The organism is Bradyrhizobium sp. CCGUVB14, from assembly GCF_024199935.1.
Classification (GTDB): domain Bacteria; phylum Pseudomonadota; class Alphaproteobacteria; order Rhizobiales; family Xanthobacteraceae; genus Bradyrhizobium.
In genome coordinates, this window is record NZ_JANADS010000001.1 from 1220522 (window position 1) to 1238642 (window position 18121).

Annotated in this window: 12 protein-coding genes and 1 pseudogene; 5 read left to right on the forward strand and 8 right to left on the reverse strand. The window is 58.7% G+C overall.

The window, feature by feature from the left end:
• Positions 1-7: 7 nt before the first annotated feature.
• The 6 genes from NLM32_RS05895 to NLM32_RS05920 all read right to left on the reverse strand — a co-directional run bounded on the left by NLM32_RS05895 (position 8) and on the right by NLM32_RS05920 (position 7285).
• A complete protein-coding gene (locus NLM32_RS05895; protein WP_375143622.1) occupies positions 8-1057 on the reverse strand; it encodes an amino acid ABC transporter substrate-binding protein in 1050 nt (349 codons plus the stop codon).
• A 296-nt stretch (positions 1058-1353) separates the two neighbouring features.
• A complete protein-coding gene (locus tag NLM32_RS05900) occupies positions 1354-2046 on the reverse strand; it encodes an amino acid ABC transporter ATP-binding protein (protein WP_254135223.1) in 693 nt (230 codons plus the stop codon).
• Between the two features lie 161 nt (positions 2047-2207).
• A complete protein-coding gene (locus tag NLM32_RS05905) occupies positions 2208-3347 on the reverse strand; it encodes an amino acid ABC transporter permease (RefSeq protein ID WP_254128308.1) in 1140 nt (379 codons plus the stop codon).
• Between the two features lie 2 nt (positions 3348-3349).
• Entirely contained in the window at positions 3350-4549 is a 1200-nt protein-coding gene (locus tag NLM32_RS05910; RefSeq protein WP_254128309.1) for an amino acid ABC transporter permease, read from the reverse strand.
• Between the two features lie 111 nt (positions 4550-4660).
• Complete coding sequence (locus tag NLM32_RS05915; protein WP_254099488.1) at positions 4661-5668, reverse strand: amino acid ABC transporter substrate-binding protein; 1008 nt, start codon at positions 5666-5668, stop codon at positions 4661-4663.
• Positions 5669-5848: 180 nt separating this feature from the next.
• On the reverse strand, positions 5849-7285 hold the full coding sequence (locus NLM32_RS05920) for a M20 family metallopeptidase (RefSeq protein WP_254128310.1): 1437 nt from the start codon (positions 7283-7285) through the stop codon (positions 5849-5851).
• 349 nt (positions 7286-7634) lie between these two features.
• Between NLM32_RS05920 and NLM32_RS05925 the strand changes: the two genes are divergently transcribed.
• The gene (locus NLM32_RS05925) at positions 7635-8135 is read left to right on the forward strand and encodes an Lrp/AsnC family transcriptional regulator (RefSeq protein ID WP_254099484.1); all 501 of its coding nucleotides are present in this window, start codon (positions 7635-7637) and stop codon (positions 8133-8135) included.
• Positions 8136-8146: 11 nt separating this feature from the next.
• Here NLM32_RS05925 and NLM32_RS05930 read toward each other — a convergent pair whose 3' ends face one another.
• Positions 8147-11065, reverse strand: a complete 2919-nt coding sequence (locus tag NLM32_RS05930; protein WP_254128311.1) for an FAD-binding and (Fe-S)-binding domain-containing protein — start codon at positions 11063-11065, stop codon at positions 8147-8149.
• A 254-nt stretch (positions 11066-11319) separates the two neighbouring features.
• A pseudogene (locus NLM32_RS05935) lies at positions 11320-12025 on the reverse strand (GntR family transcriptional regulator).
• 150 nt (positions 12026-12175) lie between these two features.
• Here NLM32_RS05935 and NLM32_RS05940 point away from each other — a divergent pair.
• The 4 genes from NLM32_RS05940 to NLM32_RS05955 all read left to right on the forward strand — a co-directional run bounded on the left by NLM32_RS05940 (position 12176) and on the right by NLM32_RS05955 (position 18120).
• The gene (locus NLM32_RS05940; RefSeq protein WP_254128312.1) at positions 12176-13357 is read left to right on the forward strand and encodes an alanine--glyoxylate aminotransferase family protein; all 1182 of its coding nucleotides are present in this window, start codon (positions 12176-12178) and stop codon (positions 13355-13357) included.
• A 585-nt stretch (positions 13358-13942) separates the two neighbouring features.
• Entirely contained in the window at positions 13943-15529 is a 1587-nt protein-coding gene (gene ggt, locus NLM32_RS05945; protein WP_254128313.1) for a gamma-glutamyltransferase, read from the forward strand.
• Between the two features lie 582 nt (positions 15530-16111).
• Entirely contained in the window at positions 16112-17122 is a 1011-nt protein-coding gene (locus NLM32_RS05950; protein ID WP_254128314.1) for an SDR family oxidoreductase, read from the forward strand.
• A 341-nt stretch (positions 17123-17463) separates the two neighbouring features.
• Complete coding sequence (locus tag NLM32_RS05955; protein ID WP_254128315.1) at positions 17464-18120, forward strand: TetR/AcrR family transcriptional regulator; 657 nt, start codon at positions 17464-17466, stop codon at positions 18118-18120.
• Position 18121 lies beyond the last annotated feature (1 nt).

Sequence of the window (18121 nt, forward strand, 5' to 3'; positions counted from 1 at the left end):
GCTGCGATCAACGCATCGGAGGGGCGTAGTGCGCGCCGCCATCCTTCACGAGGCGGTTGATGCCGCGGGGAATGCCCAGCGGTACAATATTGCGATTCCAGATCTCGGCGAAGTTGCCGACCGCCTTAACTGCGTTCACAGCCCACTGGGTGTCCAGGCCCAAAGCCGCGCCGAGATTGTTCGTCTCGCCCATGAAACGCTGAATTTGGGGATCAGCGCTCTTACGGAACGTTTCTATATTTGATTGGGTGATCCCGAACTCCTCGGCGGTGAGCAGCGCGACATGCGTCCAGCGGACGATGTCGAAAAAGCGTTGGTCACCTTTGCGGACGAAAATTCCGAGAGGCTCTTTCGATATGATTTCGGGTAGCACGACATAGTTGTCGCCTGCGGGACCCAGCGTCGCCTTGAACGAACCCAGTTGCGCACTGTCATTCGTGTAGGCGTCGCAGCGGTCGCTCATCAGCGCGTCGCGGATCTGTTCTAGCTTCTCAATGACAACAGGTTTTAGTTCAAGCTTATTGGCTCGAAAATAGTCGACGAGATTCACCTCGCCGGTCGAACCAGGCTCCACACAGACGGATGCGCCGTTGAGATCCAGCGCACCTTTTGCACCAATGCTTTTCTTTACGAGAAAACCTTGGCCATCATAGAAGTAAACTGCAGCGACCTCCAGACCAAGACTGGCCTCACGGGTGAGAGTCCAGGTCGTATATCGCGCAACGAGGTCGACTTCGCCAGACTGCAGTGCGGGAAAGCGCGTAAGACTAGTCAAAGAAGTGAGGCGCGCCTTCGCGGGATCGCCGAAGATTGCGGCTGCGACGGAACGGCAGAGGTCAACATCGAGCCCCTGCATGACGCCCTTGCTGTCGGGGAAACTAAAGCCGGGTTTGTCCCCCGAGATGCCACAGATCAGATATCCGCGCGCTTTGATGGCACCGAGCGTGTCTACCGTACCGGCTGCTGCGGGTGAGTTCTGTGCCTGAGCTTGAGTGACCAACGGCGCGATCGCTAACGCTGCTGCGCAGATCGTCGTACGCAAGGCTCGGCGCAACACGTCATGGCGCTTCGCGGGCGTCGAACAGCGCAAATCCAAATGTCTCATGTTGTAGTCCTCCTCCAAAGGCAGTGTGGTTGTTCGCGTTGATCTTTTCGCGGCCTCTTCGTCTCAAGACGGGATCTGCGCTGGCTAGGCGGCGAGACGTCTTTCGTTCGGACGAGTCGCGTCAATCGCAAGTGACATTGCCATCCATCCATAGAGCCGCTTCCGGGACGCGCCTCGGCGAGCCGCGGCCTCCTGTTGTGTCAATCAATCCATCGGCTCCGTATTTCCCGAGTTGGCACATCGGAAGATCAGTGCTGTCTAAGAACTTGACCTAAGAACAGCTTGAGCCGATCGGTCTTTGGTTGGCCAAACACCGCCTGCGGACTTCCAGATTCGACGATCTGGCCGTGGTCCATGAACACGACGCGATCGGCGACTTCGCGGGCAAATCCCATCTCATGCGTGACGCAAATCATCGTCATGCCATCCTTCGCGAGCGAAACCATCGTATCGAGCACCTCTTTGACCATCTCCGGATCGAGGGCCGACGTTGGTTCGTCGAACAGCATGATCTTCGGCTTCATGCAAAGGGCGCGTGCGATAGCAACGCGCTGTTGCTGTCCGCCCGAGAGTTGGCCGGGGAACTTGTTGGCCTGATCCGGAATACGGACACGCTCCAGGTACGCCCTCGCCTGAGCTTCGGCGTCTGCGCGAGCGACGCCGCGCACGAGCATTGGTGCGAGCGCACAGTTTTCGAGCACCGTCAGATGCGGGAACAAATTGAAACTTTGGAATACCATTCCGACTTCCCGGCGAATGGCATCCAGATGGGCGATGTTGTGGTCGACCTGTATACCGTCCACGAAGATCTTGCCCTGCTGATGTTCCTCAAGATTGTTGATGCAGCGAATAAGCGTGGACTTGCCCGAGCCTGAAGGCCCGCAGACCACGACCCGTTCTCCGGCTGCAACGTCCAGGTCGACGTCGCGAAGTACGTGCATGTTGCCGTACCATTTGTTGACCTTTTGTATTGAAACCGCGATCGCCTTTGTTGGCGAATTAGTCTCGGCGATCGCTGGCTCGACCACTTTAAGTTCCTCTTGATTCATCTGCTGTCTCTCGCGGAAGGAGCGGCTCAAGTTGTCGCCCGACTGGTCAATGGTTAGCGGTGTCTATGCATGTTGAGGCCGAATTCCAGCCATTGGCTGTATCTCGACATCGCGAAGCAGAAGACGAAGTAGATCAGGCCGGCGACGATGTAGGTCTCCACTCCGAATCCCTGCCAGGCTGGCTCGGCGACGGCGACCTGTGCCGAATGCAGGAGGTCGTATAGACCGATGATCAGGACCAGAGAGGTGTCCTTGAGGAAGCCGATGAAGTTGTTGACAAGCGGTGGAATGACCGTTCGCAGGGCCTGAGGAAGTACAATCCGTCTCGAAGTCTGCCAATAGGAAAGCCCCAAGACGTAGGCGGCCTCATACTGCCCCTTTGGAAGCGCTTGCAGGCCGCCACGCACGACCTCCGCGAGATACGCAGCGAAGAACAGGATGATAGCGATCTGGGCCCGAAGAAGTTTGTCAAGATTGACACCTTCGGGCATTAGCAGCGGAAACATGACACTCGCCATGAAAAGGAGGGTGATCAGAGGGACGCCGCGAATAACTTCGACATAGGCCACGCAGAGCCATTTGATGAATGGAAGGTCCGAGCGTCGGCCAAGGGCTACGAAGACTGACAACGGAAACGCGAGCGCGACCCCGATAGTCGCAATGATAAGCGTAAGTGGCAGGCCGCCCCAGCTTGCCTGGGAAACGAATGTGAGTCCGAATACGCCGCCCCACATGAGCAGTCCGATCAGGAGGAGCGTAAGCACCCACAGTGCTGCCAATTCGATGCGCCAGAACCGCTTCATCGCAGACACGACGAACAATCCGACGAAAAGGGCGATGACGATCGCCGGTCGCCATTGCTGCTCGAAGGGATATATGCCGAACAGGATGAAGCGGTACTTCTCCCTGATGACTGCCCAGCAAGCTCCACTTCCTATCGCTCTACAGCTATCGGTTATGGGGCCCTGTGGGCCGGCTGGAACACTCCACACGGCGTCCAAAAAAGCCCAATGAAACAGCGAGATTCCGGCCTTCGTGATGACCGCCAGCAAGACCAATGTCGTGAGCGAGGAAAGCCAAGAGTAGAAGAGTTTCTCCCGCGCCCAAGCGAAGAAGCCGCCACCGATCAATTCCGGGCGTTCGCGCGCTTCAACGGGTGTCGGATTGACGATGTGTTCAACCAAAGCGGTCATGGTCAGCGCTCCACCAGCGCCACGCGGGCGTTGTAGATGTTCATCAGAAGACTGATAGAAAGACTGATCGTTAAATAGACGCCCATGATGACGCCCACGAGCTCGATGGACTGACCCGTTTGATTCATCGAGGTGGTCGCGACGGACACAATGTCCTGGTAGCCGATCGCGACGGCGAGCGAGGAGCCTTTGGTCACATTCAGATACTGGCTCGTCAAAGGAGGAACAATGACGCGCAGGGCCTGCGGAAATACGATCCAAGTCAGAATGTTTTTCGGATGGAGCCCGAGGGCGCGAGCCGCTTCGTGCTGCCCTCGGCCCACCGATTCGAGCCCCGATCGGACGATTTCGGCGATGAACGCAGCATTGTAGATGACTAGACCTACGAGAAGCGCGAAGAATTCCGGAGAAACGGTGACGCCGCCGCGAATGTTGAAACCCTTTGGCTGAGGCATATCAAGGTTAGTCGATGCGCCGAGCGAGAACCCGACGACGAGCGGGATGATGACCAAAAGGGTGATGGCTACCGGCCAGAACGATTTTGCGCGTCCTTCCTCCAGTTGCTTGCGCGACGCTCGCTTCGCGTACAGCGTCGTCGCCAGTAGGCCGAGCACAAAGGCGAGCAGCGTCCAACCATGCGCGGTTTGCCAATCGAGAACGGGGAAGCTCAATCCACGATTCGATAGAAAAACGCCGGCGACGGGATTTAGAGCTTGCCGCACGGGCGGAAGTTTCTGAAGGATGGTGTACCAAAGAAAGAGCTGGAGCAGGAGCGGGACGTCGCGGAACAGATCGACGTAAATGGAAGAAAGCTTGGCGAGCAGCCAGTTCTTCGAAGTGCGCGCGACGCCGATTGCGGTGCCGAGAATGGTCGCAAGAATGATGCTCCAGAACGCAACCGATAGCGTATTCAGAGTCCCTACGAGAAGCGCGCGGAAATAGCTGTCTGCCGGCGTGTAAGCGATCAAGTGTTCGGCAATAGGCAAACCCGCTTCGCGAGTAAGGAAGCCGAAACCCGATGCGATGTTGCGCGCTGCAAGATTGTGGTGGAGATTGCCGGCGAGCCAGAAGACGCTTCCAAACAGGGCAAGCGCTGCGAGCGCTTGCCAAACGATTCTACGCACGGCGACGTTTGAAACAAACGAGCCCAGCATTATTGCCCGACGATTGTGCGCTTGTATGTCGTTGTTGAGTGCCGTCATGTCGCTCTGCTACGAACTGCAAGAAGTGAGTCAAATTTAGAGTACGTCTCCCTAGGAGAAGACGAGAGGATTGCCGGAAGGCCTTCCTCACGCCGCCGCTCGCGAGCGGTATCACCGCATCGGGGGAGCGTATTGAAGGCCACCATCCTTCGCGAGGCGGTTTACGCCGCGCTGAATGCCCAGGCTTGCGATGGTGCGGTCCCAGAGCTCAGCGGTATTGCCGACGGCCTTGACCACATTGACGGCCCATTGCGCATCCAGCCCAAGAGCTGCACCTAGATCGCCGGTCTCGCCCACGAAACGCTGATTCTGTGGGTCTCGTGTCTTCCGGAAGGTGTCGATATTGGTTTTGGTGATGCCGCTTTCCTCGGCGGTCAGCATGGCAATGTAAGTCCAGCGAACGATGTCAAAGAACCGTTGGTCGCCCTTGCGGACGAAGGTTCCGAGCGGTTCCTTTGATATGATGTCGGGAAGAAGAATGTATTCGTCGCCGGCTGGACCCATCGCAAATTTCAAGGAGCCGAGGAGCGTGGAATCGTTCGTATAGGCGTCACATCGGTTGTTTGCCAACGCATCGCGGACCTGTTCGATCTTTTCGATGACGATTGGCTTCAGTGAGAGATTGTGGGCGCGGAAGAAGTCGACCATGTTGGCCTCGCTTGTCGAGCCCTGCGTCACGCAGACGGTGGCGCCATCGAGCTCCAGCGCGCTCTTTACGCCCAGGCTTTTCTTCACCATGAACCCCTGGCCGTCATAGAAATAGACCGAGGCGACGTCTAGTCCGAGGCTGGCTTCGCGAGTGAGAGTCCACGTGGTGAAGCGGGCCAGCATGTCGACTTCGCCGGATTGGAGTGCAGGGAAGCGCGTCAAGCTGGTGAGGGAGGTGAAGCGAATCTTCTCCGGGTCGCCGAAGATCGCGGCTGCGACCGAGCGGCATATGTCCGCATCCAGGCCTTGCATCACGCCTTTGCTGTCCGGGAAGCTGAATCCCGGCCGATCGCCTGCCACTCCGCAGATGAAGTACCCCCGTGCCTTGATGGCTCCGAGCGTGTCGACCTTGTCTGAAGGAGGAGCACTCTGACCGGTCTGGGCTTGGGCGCTTCGCGGGACGATGGTCATCGCCGCTACCAGCGCCGCAGCACCAAACGCGATCGCCAGTGTTGAATGCGGCCTACCTGCGCGCGTGCGAGCGGATCCTAAAGTCACCATAGTCGTTCCTTCCCTGTTAAATGCGATGTGTTTGTTTTTCTTGGGCGTGCCTTACGGCATCACCGTTCGTCGAGCGAGGAGTGGTCGGAGTCAGGCAGTCGTCGATGCGACTGGTTGCCTATCCCGGATCGCTGCCTCTCCGAGATCCCAGAACAAGCCCGTCATGATCTGCATTCCTTCTTCCACCACGGAGACGAGCATGTGCTCGTTCGGTGCATGCTGGGAGCAGGACGGATAGGAGTGCGGAATCCAGAGGGTCGCCATGCCGATGATCTCGGCAAAGACTTCGTTCGGCAGCGACCCGCCAAAGTTTGGCAACAAAGATGCTTCGCGACCGAGCGTCGTCTCCATCGACGAGAGAGCGAACTGAACCCAACCGTTGTCGAGGTTGGTCCGGGTCGCAAGGTAAAAGTCTTCCTTGATTTCCTCGATCGTCACGTCGGAGAAACCTCGCGCGTCCAAATGGGCGCGCAGGGCGGGAAGAACTTTCGCCGGATCGACGCCAACGACATAGCGCAGCTGGCAGATCGCGTTAGCGGTACCCGGCACGGCATTGACCGGCGCGTCAGGCCGGCCACAAATGAAGGCCAGGACCTCGAAATTGCACCAGCCGTAGACCTGTTCCGCGCCCGCCAATCCCGGCTCACCCCAGTTGTCGTCGATCTCCGGGTCCTCGGGGCCTGTTTCGAGGGCAATCTTTTTCAGGGCTGCGCGGACCTCGGGCGGCATGCGATCCGGAGTCCATTCCGGAATCGCGATGCGGCCGGTTGGATCGGTAATAGTGGCAATCGCATGGGCAAGCCTGATGCCGGGATTGACGAGCAGGCCACCCCAGTTCCCGGAGTGGTATGCTCCTTCGCGGATCTCGCAGGTGAGACGGAAGCCGACGCTGCCGCGACCGCCGAGAAACAAAGTTGGAGCACCTGCTGCCAAACGGGGGCCATCGGAAGCGATGAGACAGTCCGACCTAAGCAGATCGCGATGCTCTTTTGCGAGTTCGGCCAGCCCGAGCGAGCCGGTCTCCTCGCCCATCTCGATGAGCACCTTGGTGTTGAATCCCAGATGGCCGCGTTTTTCCAAGACGATGCGCAAGGCAGCTAGGTTGATTGAGTGCTGCCCCTTGTTGTCCGCAGTGCCCCGGCCATAGATGCGACCTTCGGCTTCATCCAGTATCCAGGGGTCGCGACCGTCCTTCCAATCGCCAGCCATGCCCCACAGGACGTCGCCATGGCCGTAGATCAGAATGGTAGGACGACCCGGATCTTCGATTCGCTCGGCATACATAGCCGGTAGACGCCGCTCGACCGGGTTCTCGATGACTTGGCATGAAAAACCCATCCGTTCCAGGAGCGGACGCATTTCCTTGTTCAAGTAATGAAGGTTGTCGTCGCGGCTATCCTGGCGCGGGCTTTCGCTGCGGATTGCAATGCGAGGGGCCATCTCGGCCGTGAAGCCGCCGTCAACGACGTAGCTTCGCGCGGCGGCGATCGCATCTTCCCTCGTAGTCGGGTGGGCAACGCTAGACATCAGAACTCCCACGCTGCCGCTCCCTGTGCCGCGGTTCTTATGCTTTAAGAATGTGCGTATTCGGATATGATCAGTATTGCGGCGTGGCCGAGTTGTGCGCTCGGATTCAAGCTTCCGAATGCAATCTTCCCTCGTTTTCTCGGCATTGGCCGAACGAATTGTGGTGGTTCACTCGAAATCGCTCGGAGCGATATTTCGGGGGAGCGCCGAAAGCTCGGGTCGGGGTTGTCGACGAAAGGAGGAGGGGCGAGGGGAGCCCGAGACGCAGGGGATTCTCGTCGAAAAGATATTGCGCGCGAACTCAAAAAGGCTTTTAGCTTGAGAGGCTTACTTGCCGATGGAGGGGTTAATGCCGGAGAGGCTCGGGGTGCAGGACCTCGATCAACATGATCTAGCAATCCTCGAAATTCTTCAGCGCGACAACACAACTCCGCAACGCACTATTGGAGACATGGTCAATCTCTCCGCTGCGGCTGTTCAACGCCGGATCAGCAGGCTTCAGAAGGGCGGCGTCATCCAAAGCAACGTCGCCATCCTTGATCCAGAAACTGTGGGACTACCGATCACGCTTCTCGTGGAAGTCCACATAGAAAACGAGCGTCTTGATCTGCTCGAGGCTGCCAAGAAGGCATTCAAAGCAACTCCCGAAGTCCAGCAGTGCTACTACATTACTGGCGACAACGACTTCTTGTTGGTGATCACCATTGCTTCGATGAGAGACTACGAAGAGCTTACGAAGCGGTTGTTTTTCGAGAATCACAACGTCAAGCATTTCAGGACGATGGTGGTCATGGATCGCGTGAAAGCGTCGATGGGCCTAAAGTTACCCACCGAGAAGACGACCAAGTAGGGGTCTGCTGATCAATCGTCTAGCGCCATCGCGAGGACGCGCGCGACGTGAACGGCTTCCCGGGCGGCTCCGTCCCAGATCTGATGGCGACAACTTGTGCCGTCCGCGACGACGAGATCCTCGGGGGCTGCCTGGCGGACGGCGGGGAAAAGGGACAACTCGCCCATCGCCGTCGAGATATCGATCGTGGCTGCTGCGTAACCGAATGCTCCGGACATGCCGCAACAACTGGACTCGATGGGCTTGACGTCGAGTCCCGGGACAGCCCGTAACGTTTTTTCCACCGCGCCCATCGCGTCGAACGCCTTTTGATGACAATGACCATGCAAATGCACGGTCCGCCTCTGTTGGTCCCGGAAAGACAAGGTGGTAGCACCTGTCGCCAGGTCATCGGCCAGCAATTCTTCGATCAGCCTAGCCGCCTTGGCCAAGGGCGCAACTTCGTCCTTCGGCAGAAGGGCGGCGAATTCGTCCCGGAACGTCATCAGACATGAGGGTTCGAGCCCGACGATCTTCGCTCCCCTGGATACGAATGGCGCAAGGGCTTCCGCAGTCCGCCTCGCTTCCAGGCGGGCCTCTTCTACAAGGCCTGCCGAAAGGAAGGTTCGTCCGCAGCACAATGGCCGGCCGCCGTCCTTTGCGGTGACGTGATGCATCCGGTATCCGCCGGCCTGTAGCACTTTTTCAGCCGCTTCCAAGTTTTCGCGTTCGAAGTACCGGTTGAAGGTGTCGCCGAAAAGTACCACGTCGCGTCCGTCGCCCACGACGTCCGATGGTGAAGCTTGACGACGCTTGTCGCGCCAGGGGGCGCGCCACACAGGCAACGTACGTCGCGCCGAAAACCCCAGCCAGCGTTCAGTTAGCCACGCCAGGCCAGGTATGCGGTCGCGCAAATTCATGAACGGGGCGAGCCTCGCAGCAAGTGGAGCATAGCGCGGCAAGTATGCGATCAGTCGCTCCTTAAGCGGCAGGCCGTGCCGACCATGGTAGTGGTGCAGGAATTCGATTTTCATCCGCGCCATGTCGACGCCCGTGGGGCAGTCACGCTTGCAACCCTTGCAGGAGACGCAAAGGTCCAGTGTTTCCTTCATCTCTGGAGAGGTTAGGGCTTCCGGGCCAAGTTGCCCGGAGATCGCGAGCCGCAACGTATTTGCCCGGCCTCGGGTCAGGTGTTGCTCTTGCCGTGTGACGCGCCAAGACGGACACATCGTGCCCCCTGCCATCTTCCGGCATGTGCCGTTGTTGTTGCACATCTCGACGGCGCCGCCGAAGCCGCCCCATTCGGACCAGTCGAGAGCCGTCTTCGTGGGAGCAGAGGCGCGATACTCCGGCGGAAAGCGCATCAAGCTGCGATCGTCCATGTGATAAGGTCGGATGATCTTGCCCGGATTGAGCCGGTTTCCGGGGTCGAAAGCGTCCTTGACCTCCTCGAAGGCGCGTGTGAGCGATCCGCCAAACATCGGCTCGATGAAATCTGAGCGGGAGATGCCATCTCCGTGTTCGCCTGAGAACGACCCTTTGAATTGTCTCACAAGGTCGCAAGCTTCTTCGGCGATGGCTCGCATCGCCTTGACGCCCTCTTCGGTCTTCATGTTCAAGATGGGACGCACATGGAGGCAGCCGACGGACGCGTGAGCGTACCAGGTTCCGCGCGTGCCGTGCTTCTCGAATAGCGCCGTCACCGCATCCGTGTAGTCCGCCAGGTGCTCCAGGGGAACGGCGCAATCTTCGATGAAGGACACGGGTTTCCCATCCCCTTTCATCGACATCATGATGTTCAGACAGGCTTCTCGAACTTCCCAAACCCGCTTCTGTCGCTCTGGTTCGACGACCTCGACCACCGCATCCGCAAAACCGTGGTCGGCCATGCATTGATCCAGTCGTTTCAGATCTTTTCTCAATTCTGAGAGATCATCTCCAGCGAACTCGACCAGGAGGAGGCAGTTCGGTTTTCCTCTCGTGATATCGTTGAGAGTGCGGATGAACAGCGGGATGTCGGCGCCGAGAACCAGAACGTTGTTGTCGACGAGCTCGACCGCAACGGGATTTAGTGCGACGAGATGCTCGGTCGTCTCCATGGCAGCGCGAAAGCTCGGGAAGTGGCAGACGCCCATGACGCGATGCCGGGGCAGCGGCGAGAGGAGCAGTGTCGCTTCCGTCGTGATTGCAAGAGTGCCTTCCGAGCCGACAAGGAGGTGGGAGAGGTTGGGTCGCACCGCCAGCAATTCATCGAGGTTATAGCCGCCGACGCGACGCTGGACCTTCGGAAAGATGGTCTCGATCTCGGATCGATGGAGCTTGGCTAGCGCAAGCATCCTGTTCATCAAATCGCGGGTGCGCGAGGATGAGTTATCGCCGATCGGTCGATCACTTAACGTGAAGGATTCGCCGTCATTGAACATGGCCTTGAGTGCGATGACATTGTCGACGGTCTTGCCATATCTGAGCGAGCGTGCTCCGGAAGAATTGTTGCCTGTCATTCCGCCGATCGTGCAGCGGCTCGCCGTCGACGGCTCGACGGGGAAGAACAGGCCGTCTTTCTTGACGAATGTGTTGAGTGCCTCGAGAACGATTCCGGGAGCGACTGAGATCGAACGGGCCGCGGGATCGTACTCGCGGATCGCATTGAAATAGCGGCTCAGGTCGAGCACGAGGCCATTGCCGATCGGTTGGCCATTCTGAGAAGTGCCGCCGCCACGCGCGATCACGGGGATTCCGTGTTCGGCTGCAATTGTCAGTGCCGCCGCGATGTCTGCCTCGGTTTTTGGGAAGGCGACGCCTTGGGGCATGATCTGATAGATCGAGGCGTCCGTCGCATACCGTCCGCGGGTGAATGCATCGAAGCGGACCTCACCCTCCAATGCGCGAGAGAGCTGCCTCTCGAAGGCGACATCGTACCGGTAGGGGCCTGCATAAGCGGTCTGGTTCATGTCGCGCCTTCATCATGGAGCCCCAGAGACGAAGGAATGGGTGATCATCGGCGGGAATGGCCCGTCTTGACCTCGGTCCCATCCACGCTACCCGTGTCCGTCCCTGTTGGGTTCGGTACCGCGCCGGCTTGCAATTAGTTGGCGCGTCGGCAGGACACTAGAACGAAACAATTTTGCATGCAATATTGAATTGGACATCGCAGAATATGCCGACACAATGCCGGATGGGCCAAGTGCTCGACATGGGGGGCGCCTTAAGTCTGCCCTTGCGCGGCCTTTCGCTTGTTTCTGAGGTGCGCGAACAGAATGTTGGCTAATTCGCCTCCGGATCGGCGGCGGAGCGCGTCCAGGATGGCCTCGTGTTCGCGCATGGCCTCCCCCCCAGCGATCGCGATCTCTGGCCAGATTGGCCGTATAGCGAACCCGGCGGATCCGGCCAGACAGGTTGGCGTAAGTCGCCGTTAGGCTGGGATTTCGAGCGGCCGCCAAGATCTTTTGGTGGATGGCCTGATTGCTCTGGAAGTATTCGTGCATGTCCCGCCGAAGATAATCTCGGTACATATCGTGGTGAATCTGCTCAATTTCGGCGATTTCCTCGTCCGTTATGCGCTCGCAGGCCAGTCGACCTGCCAGCGCCTCGAGACCTCCCATGAGGTCGAAGAGGTCCTGGATGTCGTCGGAGCTCAAGGCGCGGATGCGCGCGCCGCGATTGGGGAGCAGTTCGATCAGCCCTTCGGCGGCCAGCACCTTCAGGGCCTCGCGGAGGGGAGTCCGCGAAATGTTGAACTGCTCGCATAGGGTTCGTTCGGGAACGCGTGCTCCGTCGGCGAGATTGCCTTCGACGATGAAATCCCGAAGCTTGCCAAGCAGTTCGTCGTGCAACGAGGCGGGGCCTTTGTCGTCCCCGTGAGCTGCTGGGGTTGTCTGATCTTCGGATGGTTCAAGCGCTGTGTCGGTCATCTCTTGTCGGTAAGCCCGCCGGGAGAAGTTTGTCGAGACTCCATAGTCATATTTTGAATTCCAAAATTTGATTGACTTCCAAAAAAATGAATGCAAAAAGAACGGAGCACACCACTGGTCAGCGCTCTAGTCCATTTGGAGGAGGTCATCATGCAAGGTCGCCACTTTTTGCAGATTCCCGGACCTAGCCCGATACCCGACCGCATCCTGCGCGCGATCGCGATGCCCATTATCGATCATCGGAGTGCCGAATTCGCCGAGTTGGGGAATTGCGTGCTCGATGGCTGCAAGGACGTGTTCAAGACGAAGCAGCCCGTCATTATTTTCCCCTCGTCCGGCACCGGTGCCTGGGAAGCTGCCATCGTCAATACCTTGTCGCCGGGCGACAAGGTTCTCATGGTCGAGACGGGGCATTTCGCAACGCTTTGGAAACAGATCGCTACGCGTTTCGGTCTTGAGGTCGACTTCGTTCCCGGCGACTGGCGCCATGGCGCCGATCCAGCAGCAATCGAGGCAAAATTGCTGGAGGACAAATCCCACAGCATCAAAGCGGTGATGGTTGTCCACAACGAGACCTCCACGGGAGCGACCAGCCGGATCGCCGAGATCCGACAGTCTATCGATGCAGCGAAGCATCCGGCATTGTTCATGGTCGACACCATCTCCTCGCTGGCCTCGGTCGACTACCGCCACGATGAATGGAAGGTTGACGTGACGGTCTCCGGATCTCAGAAGGGATTGATGCTTCCTCCTGGATTGGGCTTCAACGCGATTTCTGAAAAGGCGTTGACTGCGTCGAAGGACAACAAGATGCCCCGGTCCTTTTGGGACTGGCAGGAGATGCTGAAGCACAACAATGCTGGGTTCTTTCCGTACACTCCTGCCACCAACTTGCTTTACGGGCTGAAAGAAGCGCTCGAGATGCTGAAAGAGGAGGGGTTCGACAACGTCTTCGCCCGACACAAGCGTCTCGCGACGGCGTGTCGCGCCGCGGTCGAAGCGTGGGGCCTTGAAGTGCTCTGTCAAAATCCGGCCGAGCAGTCGCCTGTTCTGACCGGGGTTTTGATGCCACCGGGCCATGACGCCGATCGCTTCCGCAAGATCGCGCTCGAGAAGTACAACGTTTCGCTCGGCTCCGGACTGGGCAAGGTCGCAGGCAAGGTCTTCCGCATCGGTCATCTCGGCGAATGCAACGAGCCCAGCCTGCTCGGGGCGTTGTCCGGAGTGGAGATGGGCCTGGTGGCTGCCGGCGTGCCCCACCGCGGCGGAGGTGTCGATGCTGCCATGGCCGTTTTCGAGGACAAGCAGCGGATCAATCGAACTGAGCGCTAGCCGTCGGCAAGGCAGTTCCTGGTTTGAGAGATCGCTGATATGAAATCCGCGATCCGCCTGGTCGGAGAGGTGCTCAAGCACAGAGCTGAAGCGCGATGATGATTCACCCCAATCCCATCGCGCCTTGGGTCACGATCGCTACGCGTAGATATTCTTTGGCGATAAGATAGAGCTTAGGAAGACGCGATCGAAAGGGGCCGAGCATGCCTTCGTGCGGAAGACGCACGCTCGCTCACGTCGAAGTTCCTGCACTCATCTCCATGATCGAACGGCATCTCACAAGGTGTCGGCTTTGCGAATTGCGACCCTATTCTGCAACATTCATGCAGAATGCGGGCGCATTTAGACGCGTTTCTGACCGTCAAACGCACTACGTGTAGGAAATACTCTCGTGGCGAAGCTGTAGCTATCCGACGTTCGGCGAGCGCGGTCTTAGCGTTGAATTGAGACCAAGCTCAGCTTCCTGAGACACTGCGTTCGACTCCTTACCTCCCAAACTTACCGGGGCTCGTGCCCCGGTCTTTTTTGGACGTGACTGGTTGGGAGCCAACCGGTATCCCGACACACTTTGAAAGTCTGGCGAACATGAGAGATTTCGAATTCCCAGGAAGTTCCGAAGCATTCGGCGTCAATGGAATGGCCGCGACCCCGCACCCGCTGGCCACGCTGGCGGCAATCGACGTGCTCCGCGAAGGCGGCAACGCCATTGACGCGGCGGTGGCGGCTGGAGCTGTGCTTGCTGTCGTTGAGCCAACCCAGACCGGTGTGGGTGGAGACTGTTTCGTTCTACTGAAGCGGGAAGGGCAACCGATCATCGCGCTCAACGGATCTGGAGCAGCGCCGTCGGCCGCGAGTGTCGAACGGCTCGCTGAAGCCGGCGTAACGACGCTCGACCCCGAGAGTGCGCACGCGGTTACGGTTCCAGGTGCCGTACGAACGTGGGCCCGGCTGGCCGAGGATCACGGGACGCTTGAGCTCGCGCGTCTCCTTTCACCTGCCATCGCCGCTGCGGAAAATGGCTATCCTGTCGCTGAGCGACTGGCGAGGGACTGGGGGAGGCATGTGCCGAAGCTCTCTCGTCTGGCTGCTACGACTTCGGTCTTTCTGCCTCGCGGCGAAACGCCGGCCCCCGGCGATTTGCACACGCAGCCTATGCTGGCCCGCACCCTTCGGGATATCGCCGCAAAGGGGGCCGACGTGTTTTACGAGGGATGGATTGCGGAGAGCATCGTAAAGACTCTACGCTCGCTCGGTGGTTTTCATACCGTCGAGGATTTTGCTGCCTTCCAGCCGCGCTACGAGAAGCCAATATCCGCGTCCTACCGTGGTTTTGAACTGTGGGAATGTCCGCCAAATGGCACAGGCGTTGCCGTTCTCGCCATGGCAAGTTTGCTCGACCGTTATAGCGTCGCCGACTTCGCTCCCGTATCGGTGGAGCGCTACCATCTCTTGGCCGAGATCGCGCGCATTGGCTATGCAGAGCGCGACTCCTTCGTCGGCGATCCCGACACCGGGCATGTGCCGGTCGAGCGCATGACCTCGTCTGCCCGTGCCGACATCCTCTCTCGCCGGATATCATTTAGCGGGCGGCTGAGCGACGTCGCGCCGATCACAATGCCGGAACACAAAGATACGGTGTTCCTGTCCGTCGTGGACAAGGATCGCACCGCAGTTTCATTTATCAACTCCGTCTTCGACGATTTCGGCAGCGGCATCGTGGCCCCCGAATGCGGGGTCCTGCTACACAACCGCGGCTTTGGCTTTGTGCTCGAACCCGGCCATCCCAACGTGCTCGCGGGGGGCAAGCGACCAATGCACACCATCCTGCCTGCGATGCTGACGCGAGGCGGCGAGTGCGTCTTGTCGTTCGGCGTGACAGGAGGGCATTTCCAGCCCATCGGACAGATCCAGGTTCTGTCGAACCTACTCGATCACAAAATGTCGGTGCAGCAAGCGATCGACCAACCGCGTATCTTCGCGCGCGGCGACGTGCTGGACGTCGAAGCGACCGTTCCGGCTAAGATCGTCGAGGGGCTTCGTGCGTTGGGACACCTTCCTACGCGAACTCAGAGTCCGCTCGGAACAGCCCAGGCGATTTGGATCGACCGTAAACGTGGACTTCTCAGAGGCGGGGCTGATTCCCGCCGAGATGGCATCGCCCTTGGTTACTGAGATCAGACGTCGAAAATTCTCTTTCCATTGGTGGTCGAGTGCGGAGATACGGCAACCGTCGCGCAATGTTTGAGTTGAGAGGTTGACGTCTCTGCACCGAAAGAGAGGCAGCGCCCGAGTTTGGTCTCAGCAATGCAGCCTAGCTGTGCGATTTCGGCGCCGACCTAAAATTGCACTCAGCTTGGGAATGGCGTGATTGGCGCCCGCGAGGTGCACGAGTGACGAAATCTAGTTGGACCGAACACTTGCGGTGCCCGAGCTGTGGACGGACCGGTCGCGCACAGCTTTCCGAAATCGAACCTTTGCGAAACCGGATTGATTGGGTCACGGAGGAGTTCGAAATCCGTACGGATAAACGGGGCAGCGATTTTTGGTGCAAGATCTGCAAGGTGCCTGCCGTCCCCTAGTATGACGAGATAGCTCGCCAAGAGGCGTATGAAGCCCGTATGCAGAGCCTTCGTGGAGCTTGTTCAAACCCAACACCGCTCCGCAATGGGCATCTCCTGGGTGTCGTGCCAGAATTGTCACATCCGACGACAGGCCGAGTTTTCAGATCCGTAAGCGACGGTTGTGAGCGTCGGGATGACAGCGATCTTCCTACCCAATTCACCCACGTTCGTTTCTGATTACTTTCCTGAAGGGCACCTCACAGGCAACCGCGTAGCTCCGCGTTCACTCCTCGGTCCACGCCATCCACTTATGTATGCCGGCATAGGAAATTGGGTAATTGCTATTCTGTCCGTCCAAGGCGAAAGGAGCGCCAGAAATGAGGAAAACAAATCAAGCTCCATAAAACGCGCCGTTCACATCGGGCGCGCCAAAGGACGAAATAGGAGACGAAATATGGGTAAACTAGGTGGCAAGGTTGCTGTTATCACCGGCGGCAGCGATGGAATGGGCTTGGCGACAGCCAAGCTGTTCGCACGCGAGGGCGCGAAGGTCATCATCACCGGGCGCGATCAGGCAAGGCTCGATGCCGCGGCGCAGGGCATCGGAAATGGCGCCGACGCGATCGGCTGCGATATTTCGAAGATTGCGGACATCGAAGCGCTGCGTGCGTTTGTCGAGAGGAAGCACGGCCGTGTCGACATCATCTTCGCGAACGCCGGTGCGGCGCGACCGAACATGTTTGAATACATGTCGGAGGAAGAATTCGATTTCACGATCGACTGTACCTTCAAGGGAACCTACTTCACGGTGCAGAAACTCCTGCCGCTCATGACATCCGGCGGCTCGATCGTCCTCAACACCACGACCCTGACCACGAAGGGCATGCCCTATGTCAGCGTCTATTCAGCGGGCAAAGCGGCAATTCGCTCGCTGGCGCGCTCGCTCACGGCGGAACTAATCGGCAAGGGCATACGAGTGAACGCAATGGCGCCCGGCTACATCGACACTGACCAGGCACGCAAATCGGGTGTGAGCGAGGAGATGATCCAGCAGACCAAGACCCATGTGCATACCCAAATTCCGATGCACCGCAGCGGCACCGTCGATGAGATCGCAAAAGCCGTCCTATTCCTAGCCTCCGATGACTCGTCCTATCTGACAGGCAGCGAACTCTGCGTCGACGGCGGCTGGAATCAAGTCTGATAGTTCCTGCGACCAAGCATGACGAGGTCATCCGCTCTGTTCGAGGCGGATGGCCTTGCGGAATGGATTTGACCATCGCCCATTAGAATCGGCGCGTGATCGTATGTCTGAAGACTCTGTGCTGAAACCCGGGAATGCCAGGCACCGTCATCATTGCGACGGACATCGGAATTCCATGCGCTGCATCGGGAATGCTGGCTGAGGCGACTTTGAACTGCTCATAAATCGATACGCGATCGGCAATCAGCGGAAAGGAACGGCGCTAGCAGCTCCCTCGATGTCCAGGCTCGGCGGTGGCCACGGCTGTTGATTTTACAAGACAGTCGGTCTAATAAATCGCTGTGAAAGTGATTTTGCCATCAACAGGGCCCCGTCGTCGTGGTCGCCCGCCCAAGGACCAGTCACGGCCGGACGCGCCGCGCGCACGGCTAGTACGCACGGGCGTCGCGATCCTGACCGAGAAGGGCTTCAGCGCCGTTGGAGTTGAGGAGATCCTGGAAGCTGCCGATGTGCCAAAAGGGTCATTTTACCACTACTTTGACAGCAAGGACGCCTTCGGTCTCGAGCTGATCGACGCCTATGCTGACTTTTTCGCGCGCAAGCTGGATCGATGGTTCGACAACATGGAGCGTGCTCCCCTCGACCGTCTCCGTGATTTCATTGCGGACGCAAGGTCGGGGATGGCGCGGTACGGTTACCGGCGTGGCTGTCTCATCGGTAATCTCGGACAAGAGATGGGTGTCCTGCCGGAGCCGTTTCGAAAGCGCCTGGCCGCCGTCTTCCGGGACTGGGAAGCGCGGACGTCCCGTTGTCTGCGCTCGGCGCAAGAGGCGGGCGAGATACCCAGTGGCATCGATTGCGAAGGCCTAGCGCAGTTTTTTTGGACAGGCTGGGAGGGCGCGGTCCTGCGCGCCAAGCTCGAACGGCGCCCCGACGCGCTCGACTTATTCGCCGAAGGCTTTTTTTCGATTATCCGGGCAACGTGTAAGGAGAGTTGAC